The 12,275-nt window shown below is 52.3% G+C and carries 10 protein-coding genes; 6 read left to right on the forward strand and 4 right to left on the reverse strand.

What is annotated here, in order from left to right; genetic code table 11:
* Nucleotides 1–2 precede the first annotated feature (2 nt).
* Complete coding sequence (locus BS29_RS05040; protein WP_229956126.1) at nt 3–467, reverse strand: vgr related protein; 465 nt, start codon at nt 465–467, stop codon at nt 3–5.
* Nucleotides 468–965, reverse strand: a complete 498-nt coding sequence (locus BS29_RS05045; RefSeq protein WP_229956127.1) for a copper chaperone PCu(A)C — start codon at nt 963–965, stop codon at nt 468–470. It lies immediately after the preceding gene.
* A gap of 199 nt (nt 966–1,164) precedes the next feature.
* Between BS29_RS05045 and dnaK the strand changes: the two genes are divergently transcribed.
* The 6 genes from dnaK (at nt 1,165) to BS29_RS05075 (ending at nt 8,258) form a co-directional block, all read left to right on the forward strand.
* Nucleotides 1,165–3,111, forward strand: a complete 1,947-nt coding sequence (gene dnaK, locus BS29_RS05050) for a molecular chaperone DnaK (RefSeq protein ID WP_229956128.1) — start codon at nt 1,165–1,167, stop codon at nt 3,109–3,111.
* 112 nt (nt 3,112–3,223) lie between these two features.
* Entirely contained in the window at nt 3,224–4,375 is a 1,152-nt protein-coding gene (gene dnaJ, locus BS29_RS05055) for a molecular chaperone DnaJ (RefSeq protein ID WP_229956129.1), read from the forward strand.
* Between the two features lie 13 nt (nt 4,376–4,388).
* Nucleotides 4,389–5,672 (forward strand): 2OG-Fe(II) oxygenase family protein, encoded by a 1,284-nt coding sequence (locus BS29_RS05060; RefSeq protein WP_229956130.1) that lies wholly within the window; start codon nt 4,389–4,391, stop codon nt 5,670–5,672.
* Between the two features lie 101 nt (nt 5,673–5,773).
* Complete coding sequence (locus tag BS29_RS05065; protein WP_229956131.1) at nt 5,774–6,289, forward strand: helix-turn-helix transcriptional regulator; 516 nt, start codon at nt 5,774–5,776, stop codon at nt 6,287–6,289.
* A gap of 65 nt (nt 6,290–6,354) precedes the next feature.
* Entirely contained in the window at nt 6,355–6,696 is a 342-nt protein-coding gene (locus tag BS29_RS05070; protein WP_229956132.1) for a hypothetical protein, read from the forward strand.
* A gap of 794 nt (nt 6,697–7,490) precedes the next feature.
* The gene (locus BS29_RS05075; RefSeq protein WP_229956133.1) at nt 7,491–8,258 is read left to right on the forward strand and encodes a JAB domain-containing protein; all 768 of its coding nucleotides are present in this window, start codon (nt 7,491–7,493) and stop codon (nt 8,256–8,258) included.
* A gap of 55 nt (nt 8,259–8,313) precedes the next feature.
* Here the strand turns inward: BS29_RS05075 and BS29_RS05080 are convergent, their stop codons facing one another.
* Both BS29_RS05080 and BS29_RS05085 read right to left on the reverse strand, forming a co-directional pair.
* Nucleotides 8,314–10,122: an ABCB family ABC transporter ATP-binding protein/permease gene (locus BS29_RS05080; RefSeq protein ID WP_229956134.1), complete on the reverse strand. Its 1,809-nt coding sequence runs from the start codon at nt 10,120–10,122 to the stop codon at nt 8,314–8,316.
* Between the two features lie 54 nt (nt 10,123–10,176).
* Nucleotides 10,177–12,270, reverse strand: coding sequence for a TonB-dependent receptor plug domain-containing protein (locus BS29_RS05085; protein WP_229956135.1), 2,094 nt, complete (start codon nt 12,268–12,270; stop codon nt 10,177–10,179).
* Nucleotides 12,271–12,275: the final 5 nt, after the last annotated feature.

The following is a 12,275-nucleotide window of genomic DNA, read 5'->3' on the forward strand; positions in this document are numbered from 1 at the left end:
TTCTAAAAAGGCACCAGCCCGACAAACTGCTCGGGTTGAAAGCCGTTTTTCAATCTTGCGCCCTGTTTGAGCAGAAAATCATGCCGGACAATCTCGGCCTGTTGTTCAATACCGTATTTCTCAAATGGCTTGCCAGGTACGAGATCATAATCGTAACGGCAAAATGGATGGCGGGAGAGCGGTAAAAAAACGCCTTGCTGATACTGCCAGACATGGACCATTTCATGAATGAAAAGGCCCTGTAGGTTTAGATCGCTCTCACCAAAATTATCCCGGAACAGCCCGCTTTTGGGGTGAAACCACATGTTGCCATCGGGCGCCATGGTGACTTTCCTGGGCTGGAACGGCCACCATTTGCGATTGAATATCCGCACATCGCGATAATCTATGGCATCACCAAACACGGACCGGCATAGATTGATTTCCGCCTCGGAAAGCGGACGGCCTGAATTTGCCCGCGCAGTCACTTATGATGTGCTGTCTTCAGCTGTATCGGATGCGTCGGCATCTGCATCGGCTTTTTCTGGCTTGGCGCCGCCAATCTGTTTGATCACACCATCAACTTGAATCCGGTCATCGTTGGAAAAGATGAATATCATCCGCAGGGAGCCACGATGGATTGAACCGCCGCCAACACCCCATATCATGAGATGCTTGCCGCCCGGTTCAAACTTGACTTTTTCGCCTGCGGGAACGGGCACTTCTTTCAGCGACTGCATTTGGGCCATGCCGTCTTTTTCAACTGTCTCATGCATTTCCATGCGCATCACGTCATCTGCGATCACACTGACCAGCGACACGTCGTCCGGTCCGCCATGAATAGTCATGTAGCCGGAAGACGGATTACCATCGACCGGGGAAAGATTGATGACAACATCATCGACACGCAGCACATCACCCTGGCCACAAGCGCTGAGAAAAATTACCGCAAGGCTAGCAAAAAAAATCGAAAGCTGTTTCTTCATGACTCGCAGAAAACTCCTGAATTTGGGGGCAAGAGGACGGTTTCTTAATATGTAGAGCCTCGCGGCGTCTGTGCCAAGACTTGTGCCAAAGAAAATGCCACCTATATCGCATTCCGAAGCCGTAACGGTGCCAGACGAAAAGGGCCGGGCGGTTATTTTGCTAATTATAGAAAATATTTGAAATTGAATTGAGGGAAAAATGGCTAAAGTTATCGGTATTGATTTGGGCACCACCAACAGCTGTGTTGCCGTTATGGACGGCGGCAAGCCGAAAGTTATTGAAAATGCAGAAGGTGCGCGGACAACACCATCGGTTGTCGCCTTTGCAAAAGATGGCGAACGACTGATCGGACAACCTGCCAAGCGCCAGGCGGTCACCAATCCGGAAAGCACCATCTTTGCGGTGAAACGCCTTATCGGTCGCCGCTTCGATGATCCGATGACCAAGAAAGACATGGAACTGGTCCCTTATGAAATTGTCAAAGGCTCCAATGGCGATGCCTGGGTGAAAGCTGGCGGCGAAGATTATTCTCCAGCCCAGATTTCTGCCTTCACCTTGCAGAAGATGAAAGAAACTGCTGAGAGCTATCTTGGCGAAACCGTTCAGCAGGCGGTTATCACAGTTCCTGCCTATTTTAACGACGCCCAACGTCAAGCAACCAAAGATGCCGGTAAAATTGCCGGTCTCGAAGTTCTTCGCATCATCAACGAGCCGACCGCTGCGGCACTGGCCTATGGTCTGGAGAAAAATGACGGCAAAACCATCGCTGTTTATGACCTTGGTGGCGGTACTTTCGACATCTCGATCCTTGAAATTGGTGACGGCGTTTTTGAAGTGAAGTCTACCAATGGTGATACATTCCTTGGCGGTGAAGATTTTGATGCCAAGCTGGTTGAGTTTCTCGCTGATGATTTTCAGAAAGCCGAAAGCATTGACCTGACCAAGGACAAGCTGGCTCTGCAACGTTTGAAAGAAGCAGCGGAAAAAGCGAAGATCGAACTGTCTTCCGCGCAGACCACAGAGGTCAATCTGCCATTTATCACGGCCGATCAAAATGGTCCGAAGCATCTGGTGAAAAGCATCAGCCGCTCCGATTTGGAGAAGCTGGTGGGCGATCTGATCAAACGGACGCTCGATCCTTGTAAGAAGGCATTGAAAGACGCTGGCATCAGCGCATCAGAAATTGACGATGTCGTTATGGTTGGCGGTATGACCCGCATGCCCAAAGTTCGTGAAACCGTGCAGGAATTTTTCGGTAAAGAGCCGCATACCGGTGTGAACCCTGACGAAGTTGTTGCCATGGGCGCTGCCATTCAGGCCGGCGTTTTGCAGGGTGATGTCAAAGACGTGCTTCTGCTCGACGTGACACCATTGTCACTGGGTATCGAAACGCTTGGCGGTGTCTTCACACGCATGATTGATCGCAACACGACGATCCCGACGAAAAAATCGCAGGTTTACTCAACGGCTGATGACAATCAGGGCGCCGTGACCATTCGCGTATTCCAGGGTGAGCGTGAAATGGCGGCGGATAACAAGATGCTCGGTCAGTTTGATCTGGTCGGCATCCCCCCAGCACCACGTGGTGTTCCGCAAATTGACGTGACTTTTGACATTGACGCCAATGGTATTGTGAACGTCTCTGCGAAAGACAAGGGCACCGGCAAAGAACAGCAAATCAAGATCCAGGCTTCTGGTGGTCTGAGCGATAGTGATATCGATCAGATGGTTGAAGATGCCGAGAAATTTGCTGAAGAAGACAAGAAACGGCGTGAAGAGGCGGAAGCCAAAAATAATGCGGAAAGCCTTGTCCACACGACCGAGAAGCAATTGTCCGAACATGGTGACAAAGTTGATGCGGACCTGAAAGGTCAGATTGAAACGGCTGTTGCCGAGACCAAGGAAGCCATTGAAAGTGGTGACCCGGAAGCGATGAAGACCAAGTCAGAAGCGCTGGCGCAGGTTTCCATGCAAATGGGTCAGAAAATCTACGAAGCGGAGCAAGCTGCTGGCGGTGATGCTGCAGATGCAGCGGCAGCCGACGCAGCAGCCAAGGCAGATGACGATGTTGTAGATGCTGAGTTTTCTGAAGTAGATGACAGCGACGACGCTGATTCTGACGCAAAAGAAAAAGCCGCTGAGTAAGTAAAATTTACCCGCTGGCACTCTCCTTGAAACAATTGCTGGGAGAGTGCCAGAGGCTTCGGCGGGCAAGGTCTGGGCGAAGTATGAGTATGGCTTCGGGGGAAGCAAAGTAATGGCAACCGAAATGGACTATTATCAGCAGCTTGAGGTCGATCGCAGCTGCGATGGCGCAACGCTGAAATCATCATATCGCAAACTGGCGATGAAATATCATCCGGACAAAAATCCTGGTGATGCTGCTGCTGAAGCGAAATTCAAGTCGATCAGCGAGGCTTATGATGTCCTGAAGGATCCTCAAAAGCGTGCAGCCTATGACCAATATGGTCATGCAGCTTTCACCAACGGTGGCGGCAACAATGCTGGCGGTGGCGGTTTTGCCGGCGCTGCATTTAATGACATAGGCGATATTTTCGAGACGATTTTTGGTGGCGGCGGTGGTGGCGGTTTTGGCGGTCAACAGCAGCAACGTGGTCCCGCACGCGGCGCGGACTTGCGTTACGATATGGAAATTTCTCTGGAAGACGCCTTTCACGGCAAACAGACAGAGATTGAGATAGACGTTTCAGTCGGCTGTGATGAATGTGATGGATCGGGCGCAGAGCCTGGGACAGGCGTTAAAACCTGCCCGACCTGTCACGGCCATGGTAAGGTCCGCGCACAACAAGGCTTTTTCGTTGTGGAACGGACATGCGCAAGCTGTCAGGGACGCGGCGAAGTGATCGAAAGCCCTTGCCATGTTTGCCTTGGCGAAGGCCGGGTTGATAAACCGCAGGTGCTGGAAGTGGAAATTCCTGCTGGCGTCGATAGCGGCACGCGCATTCGGCTATCGGGCAAAGGCGAGGCGGGCGCACGCGGTGCGCCTCCCGGGGATCTCTATATTTTCATCCATTTGGCGCGCCATAATATTTTTGAGCGTGAAGGGACAACCCTGTTCACGCGCGCACCGATCAGTTTTTCGGTAGCTGCGCTGGGCGGTGAGATTGTGATTCCGGGCCTGGATGGCGCCAAGCATGAAATTCGTATTCCGGCAGGCATTCAGTCTGGAAAGCAAATCCGTCAGCGCGGCGCTGGCATGCCCGTATTGCGGGGACGTGGCCATGGCGACATGGTGGTGCAGATCGATGTCGAGACACCGACCAAGCTCTCGTCCCGGCAAAAGGAATTGCTCCGAGAGTTTCAGGAGACTGAAACCGGAGATGAAAGCCCGCAATCCAGCGGCTTCTTTTCCAAGATCAAAGAAGCATGGGACGGTTTAGCCGAGTAGGGCGCATTGATTCGTGAGCTATAGCAAAGCGGATCAAATTTTGCGCGATGATGCGATTGCTGCCTATCAATCTGGTAGGCACGATGCTTTGCACCTTCTTAAAGAAGCACGATCCCGACTGCCTTTTGATGGTGGTTTATTGATTAGCGAAGCCGGGGCTTTACTGGCTGACAATGATCCAAAGGCACTGCATCAACTAACCGCTGTTTTGGACCAAGCACCCGACTGGGTGGATGGGCAAAGTGCATTAGCCCGATATCGGTTTGAATATAGTGATCCCGACTATCTGAACCAACTTGAAAAAGCCCTCGCGGTGCTTCCCTACAAAAGTGCGCTCTGGCGCTTATACATGCAGTTCCTGACCGATGGTAATGAACCCTTAAGGGCGGCAGATATCGCGCGCATGCTTCGACAAAAAGGAGCGCCAGCGAATGATCTTGCTCTGCTAGAGGCCCGTTATGCCGGCTTGGCTGGACATCATGATCGGGCAGATAGACTTTTTCAGCAGCTTCCGAATGATTGGCCAGCCAAGATATTGGATGAAGCGCGTCACCGTTTGCGGCAAGCTGATGGCGAAGCTGCCGACCATCTTTTGTCGATACCAAGGAAACGTGAACCTGATTCTGTCGTTATCTGGGCGTTGACCGAAATCTGCTGGCGATTGATGGAAGATCCGCGCCATTCTTGGTTATTGCCAGAAAAGCTTCTGCCGATTCAGATAGATCTACGTTTGGATAGTAAAGAACTCGAGACATTGACCAAATTATTGCCGAATTTCCACTACAGCCGGTCGAGGCCTTTGAACCAAAGCGTTCGTAGCGGAACGCAAACGCGCGGAAACTTGTTCCTGCGGCAGGATACCGAGATTTTGAAACTCAAGAAACTATTCTTGTCTGCGATCCGAGGCTATCAGTCGGCTTGGCCAGAAATCGATCCAGAGCATCCCACGTTACGCTATCGCAACACAGAGATTGGACTTGTCGCTGGCTGGTCTATCCTAGTTGGCCCACTTGGTCATCATGTTAGCCATGTGCACGACGGTGGATTGATCAGTTCCGCCTGTCATATCGCGGTTCCCGAACCCAATGGTGACAATCTAGAGCAGGGAATTTTGGAACTTGGCCGCCCGCCAAAAGATATACCACTAGACTTGATGCCATTGCGGCAGTTTACAGCAAAGGTTGGGCATCTGGTTCTATTTCCCAGCTTTCTTTATCACGGCACTAGGCCAATTGAACATGGCGAGCGGTTGACCATTGCCTTTGATGCAGCGGCGGACAGAGATATTCACATTTAGGTTACAAGATCGCAGGTCAGTTGAAAAAGCGCTTATTGCGATGGCCAGTTGCCTGTATCCTGAGATGAAGCTATATTTGCTTCGTACTTTGGGGAGCACAGTTGGACCAATTTGAACTAGAATCGGCGCGAGTCGCAAAATTGACTGCCAAGCAGCGTGAATGTTTGCACCTGGTGGTGCTCCGCAAATCTTCAAAAGAAATCGCACGGATTCTAGACATATCCAAGCCGGCAGTGGACCAAAGGCTGGATAGCGCCCGGCGCACGCTGGATGTAGCGACGCGGGACGAGGCAGCGATCATCTTTGCCCGTGCCACTGGCGACTATGATCGGATCATATATGATCCGGCCTATCTTCCCAATTCACCCGAATCCGGCGCAAAAGCTTCTCAGGGCGATCAACCACAATCGTTCATGCTAGAAGAAGTGACCGTACCATATGACTTCAACTCCAGGCATGAAGCTGACCAATGGTTGAAAGCCCTGAAGGAACCGAGTGGTGATCTGGGTACCGTTCAAAGACTGGCCATAATCGTCGGCATGACGATAGGTATATTGGCAATTGTTTTGATCGGCCTGGCAGTCTCTCAGTCTCTTTCAGGTCTGCTAGGCTCGTAAAGCCAAGGCCAGGCCTACCTGAAATAATATTTTTTTGAATTCGCGTTTCGCGGAAAGGGAAGTCTATGTCTTACGAAATCAAAAAAGCCAAAGATCAAATCAGCCAGGATATGCCGCATAGCGAATATAGCATTGATCAGGCGCTGGTTTCCGTATCCGACCTTATGTCGACATTAGTGAAGGCACGTTTGAACACCGGCGTTCCAGCTTCAACCGGCCAAGCAGCGATCCTGCGCCTTGCCAAAGCGCAAATGGCGCTTGTCGACGCCAGCAGCGACGTATTGCGCGTACATGGCGAGTTGAAGAAAATTGGTGAGGAACATGCTTGGGGAGATAAGCATGAAGAATGTCCACCATCTGCTAAAGCGTCAGATAAAGACGATAATCATCTCTCAATCGTGGCCTGAATTAGCGAGTTGTTGACTATGACGCGCCAGCATGTTCCTTTTGGGCAATGCGAACCGCAATATTCTTCTCTCTCCTCTGTGCAGCAACATTTTATGCTCTGTATAGGGGAGGCCCGCCCGAACGTTGGATTGCTTCAACTCTTCTTGTTGGTGTTATGTTGGACCCCATGGTTCATTTTTTTACGCCATTGGAATATTCGGAAATGGACCCAGGACATTTCATTATCGATCTGTTTGTTTGGGTCTCAGTTCTTGCGGTGGCGTTACGAGCAAACAGGTTTTGGCCGTTATGGGTAACGTCTCTACAAACAATCGCGCTGGTGGCGCATTTGGCGAAGCTGATGGATGTATCGATACACCCGCAGGCATATCTCATCATGCAAGTCGCTACGTCCTATCCATTCCTAATAATTCTCGCGATAGGGACATATTGCCACCAGCGCCGATTGAAGGCCAACGGTACCGATCCGTCCTGGCGGAGCAGTTAGAGAAAGCTGAATATAGCCATTCCAGGCGTTTAACTGCGCTCCTAAGCTACGGGCATGCTGAACAATGCGAATTGCGATATTCTACATATTATTTGCAACATGCACGCTATATGCCTTCCTGCGAGGCGGAGCCCCGGAGCGTTCAGTCGCAGGATCTTATTTTGGGATCTGGATTATGGACCAGGTTCTCCACGCCGTTTACACGACTGACTTTACAGAAATGGATCCAGCGCATCTGGTTATTGACCTCGCGATCTGGATTGCTTTTCTTGCAGTGGCTTTACGAGCAAAGAGGTTCTGGCCACTATGCGTAGTCTCTTTGCAAACAACCGCGCTGGTGGCGCATATGGCGAAGCTGATGGATGTGTCGATACACCCGCAGGCATATCTCACCATGCAAGTCGCTTCTTCCTATCCCTTGCTGATAACAATCGCGATAGGAACATATTGCCACCAGCGCCGGTTGAAAGCGAACGGGACCGATCCGTCCTGGCGGAGCTCTTAGCTTCGGTTGCTCCTGATCAGGCCGTTCTGCTCGCGGATGCGCTGCTCGACGAATTTGGATCAATTGGCGCGATATTATCGGAATCGGAGGAAGCTTTACGGCGTGTCATAGGGTCGCAAGACGCCGTCATTAGACTGTTGATTGCAACGGAAAAGCTGTTGATGGCGCAACTGCAAAACGAGTTGCCCAAAAAGCTGATATCCGCAACCGACGAAAAGCTGATCCGATATCTGCAGGCGAGCATGGGGTCGCTGGCCGAGGAAACCATGCGGGTCCTTTTTCTGGACAATGCCAATCATTTGATCCGCGATCAGATATTTGGACATGGGTCACCGCGCAAAGTGATCGTTCAACCTCGCAATATATTGAAGCGGTCGCTCGAGTTGAATGCGAGCGCGATCATATTGGTTCACAATCATCCCGGTGGCGATGTGCAGCCCAGTCCATCAGACGTAAAATTTACGATGCTGATAAAAATGCTGTGCCGCGAGCTCGAGATAAAATTGCACGATCATATTGTTATTGCTGGCAATAAGTGGTCGAGTTTTCGCAGAATGAAATTGCTTTAGTCGGCAAGTCAACGGTCGCAGGCCTATGCATCACCTCGCCTGATGTTGCGGCTCTTTAGAGTGTTTCGAGCTGTCGGTCTTCGGCCTGTCGTTTCCACATTTCGGCATAGAGTCCGTTCTTGGCAAGCAAGGCGCGATGGTTGCCGCGTTCGGCAATGCGGCCTTCGTTGAGGACGATAATCTCGTCGGCATGAGTGATGGTCGAAAGCCGGTGCGCGATGATCAGGGTCGTGCGCCGTTCGGAAATTTTTGCAAGGGTAGCCTGAATCTCGTCTTCTGTGCGACTGTCCAGCGCTGACGTTGCTTCGTCCAGGATCAAAATGGGCGGGTTTTTGAGCAGGGTCCGCGCAATCGCTACGCGCTGTTTCTCTCCGCCGGAAAGTTTTAACCCGCGCTCGCCCACCTGTGTGTCATAGCCGCCTGGCAGTTTGGTGATGAAGCCGTCGAGCGCCGCGCCGCGCGCAGCTTCTTCAATCTCCGCCTGGGTCGCGCCTTCCCGGCCATAGCCGATATTATAACCGATTGTGTCGTTAAACAGCACGCTGTCCTGCGGCACAATACCAATGGCGCCGCGCAGACTGTTTTGCGTGACATGGGAAATATCCTGACCGTCAATGAGCACGCGGCCCGCTTGCGGATCGTAGAAACGGAATAGCAGTCGCGCGATAGTCGATTTGCCAGCTCCGGATGGTCCGACAATCGCCAATGTGCCATCGGGCGGCACGTTAAAGCTCAATCCGTGCAATATGCCGCGATCTTCATCATAAGCAAAGGCGATGTCTTCAAAGGTCACCTGGCCGCTATTGACCTCGAGCGTCTTTGCACCCGGCTTGTCCTGAATTTCCGGATCAGTGTCGATCAATTTGAACATTGCATCCATGTCCACCAGACCCTGACGAATGGTGCGATACACCATACCGAGCAGATCAAGCGGGCGGAACAATTGCATCAGCAGCGTGTTGACCAGCACCAGATCACCGACGGTCAGCTGACCCTGGCTCCAGCCATAGACGCTATAGGCCATGGCCCCGATCATCGTCAGGTTGGTGATCAGCGACTGGCCGATATTGAGCAGGCCCAGCGAGTTTTCCGATTTGACCGCCGCATCGGCCCAGTCCTGCATGGCCCGATTATAGCGTTCGCCTTCACGGGTTTCGGCCGTGAAATATTTCACCGTTTCATAGTTGAGCAGTGCATCAACCGACCGGCCAATCGCGCGCGTATCCATGTCATTCATTTCCGCGCGCAGGGCGTTGCGCCAGTCTGTCACCTTACGCGTGAAGAATATATAGATGGCAACCATCGCGATCGTTGCCGCGACCAGGCCAAAGCCAAATTTCACCTGAAAGATGACCAAAACCGCAATCAGTTCGATCAGCGTCGGGGCAATGTTGAACAGCAGGAAATAGAGCATGATGTCTATGCTCTTGGTTCCGCGTTCGATAACCTTGGTCACCTCTCCCGTACGGCGGCCCAGATGAAAGCGCAGCGACAACCGGTGTAAATGGGTGAAGACATTGGTAGCAAGCCGCCGCGCCGCTTCCTGCCCAACCTTTTCAAAGGCAATGTTGCGCATATTGTCGAACATCACCTGCCCGAAACGCGCCAGTCCATAAGCTGCGACGAGCGCCAATAGCAGGGTCAGCGCCGCTTCGGTGCCAGCGGTCATGCCATCGACCACCGCCTTGTAAGCAAAGGGCATGGAAAGCACAGCGGCCTTGGCACAAAGCACCAGCAGGCCAGCGATTATGATACGCAGGCGCAGGGCAGGCGCATCCTTTGGCCACAAATAGGGCAGGAAGCGCTTCAGCGTCGGGATCATCGGCGGATCGGCTTGACCCTTTGTGGCATAGTCAGGCGGCATCCGTTGGATGTAGGGATGCTCTCTTGAATTGTCTATGTGCGGGCTATCAGAACCCTAAAAACTACCACTAATGGTCAACCGATAGATTAGACCAAACTTACGGGTGCGGTTTTCCACAAAGCCGACCGGTCCATCGCGCCGCCCGCGAACAAAGCCTCCCGCATCATCAAACCGGCCATAGACGGTGCGAACAAAGCGTTCACCGCGATCGAACAGGTTGCCGAGGTTGGCATTGACCGTCAGTCCGAGTACGTCCTTATGTTCAATGAAAATCCAGGAATAGGGGGCCAGCACATCAAAGTCTGCAATCTGGTCGAGCCGGATATTGCCGACATCATCAAAATTCTCGATGCCCGCGCCCCAGGCCCAGTCTGAGCCCGGTATGTCGTGGCGCAAGCTGATCTCATAGCTATAGCGATCATCCTGACCGATCCGGCGCTTGCGTCCTGTGAGGGGATCACGCACGCTGCTTTTTACCGCTTCCGCCTCAATATCAATCTTGGCGCCTTTCCATCCGATTGGATCGAGCAACAGGGTGGAGACGACCTCCAATCCATAGCGGTCCGCGCTGTCGAGATTGCCCCGTGCCTCTGTAGTTGCCGTGATCGGCACAGTATCAACAATATCGCTTATTTTCTCGCCAAACAGTGTCAACGTTGCTGAACCAAAGGAACCCAGTTGCTTGGTGGCCTCAAGCTCCGCGCGCCATTTTTGCGGCGGTACCAGATTAACATTGCCAGAGGTCAGAACTTCATTCGATACTTCGACGGAATCAACAAAGTCGAAAAAGTCGAGCTGGTCGACTTCGCGGGACAATTTGAAACTGAGATCGAAATCCGCCGCCGGTTTCCAGGCAAGGGCAACTGATCCTTTCGGCCGGACAAAAGAACGGCTGAGATCGCCTTGGCTGATCTCGCTATATTCTCCGCCAACCGCTGCCTGCAGTGTCAGGTTTGATGACAAGGGGCGGCCATAGGTTGTTATAAATTCGGCTCTTTTCTCTTCAACTTTGGTGTTGGCATTGTCGAGGTTGCGGCCTGCCTGTTCTGCCTCGCTTTCCAGGAAATTATACGCGCCTTCCAGGCTAAAACCCCAGTCGGTTCCGCCAGAGGTTTTCCAGCCATATTCGGCACGTAGCACCGATTCTCCTTCATCCACTGTGCGGTTAAAAGTGTTTATGAAAGGAGAAGTGCCGTCAGTAAAAGTGCGACTGAAAAAGTCCCTGGTCGGGCTGTGCTCCAGCCGTTGCAGCCCGATCAGTTTTAACCGGCCGCCGCCCAGATCAAATTCATAATCCGCGCTCAGTTCGGCATTCCATTCTCTTTCGCGGCTGGTGAACAGTTCCAATATATCGGGCTCACCCGGCTGTGTCCGCAATGTGTCGACTTGTTGGTTGAAATGATTGAGCCCATATTCACCGTTGATATTGAACACCGAACCGGCATCGCTGGTGCGACTATATGAGACATTGATCGAAGGGCGATCACCGCGCGTTCGGGCAACCTCATCGCGTTCAAACAATAAAGTGCCTAGTCCATCGGTGATCCGCTCTGGTCCCTGAGCACCATTGCGAAAGGCGTCATTCTCGACCGCGATCGTGAAATCGCCTTTGCCCAGTTTGCCACTGATCGATGCTTCACCAGCGAACCAGTTATTGCCGGCCCGTCGCCATTGCGGACGCCATTTGAAATTGCCGGTGATGCCGGTTGCTTCATCGCTGCTGGTGACCAGATTGAGGACCTGACCAGAGAGACCGGAAATGCTCAGCGTCGCTCCATCAACGATTTCCACCCGCAAGACATTGGATGCTGAGATACGCCCCAGTACAGTGAAAGCATCATTATTCTTGCCGGCAATGCGCGCACCGTTGATCAAAACATTTTCATCAGCCTGGCCGAGACCGCGGGCGCTGTCATTACCGGTATCAATAATAAAGCCCGGCACCTGCCTGACAATATCCAGCGCTGTGCGAGGATTGAACCGGGAAAATTGCGCGACATCATAAATCTGGCGACCATCTTCGGTTCGCGGCTGCAGGTTGCCGTTAGCGGGGATTTCCGATTGCGCCCATGCCAATGATGGGAAAGCAAAAGATGCCGAGATCGCGCAGGCTGCAACACCGAAAGATAGCCAGCAGGTTTTTTTCAAGATTA

Origin of the sequence: Parasphingorhabdus litoris DSM 22379 (genome assembly GCF_020906275.1) — a bacterium.
Classification (GTDB): Bacteria; Pseudomonadota; Alphaproteobacteria; order Sphingomonadales; family Sphingomonadaceae; genus Parasphingorhabdus; species Parasphingorhabdus litoris.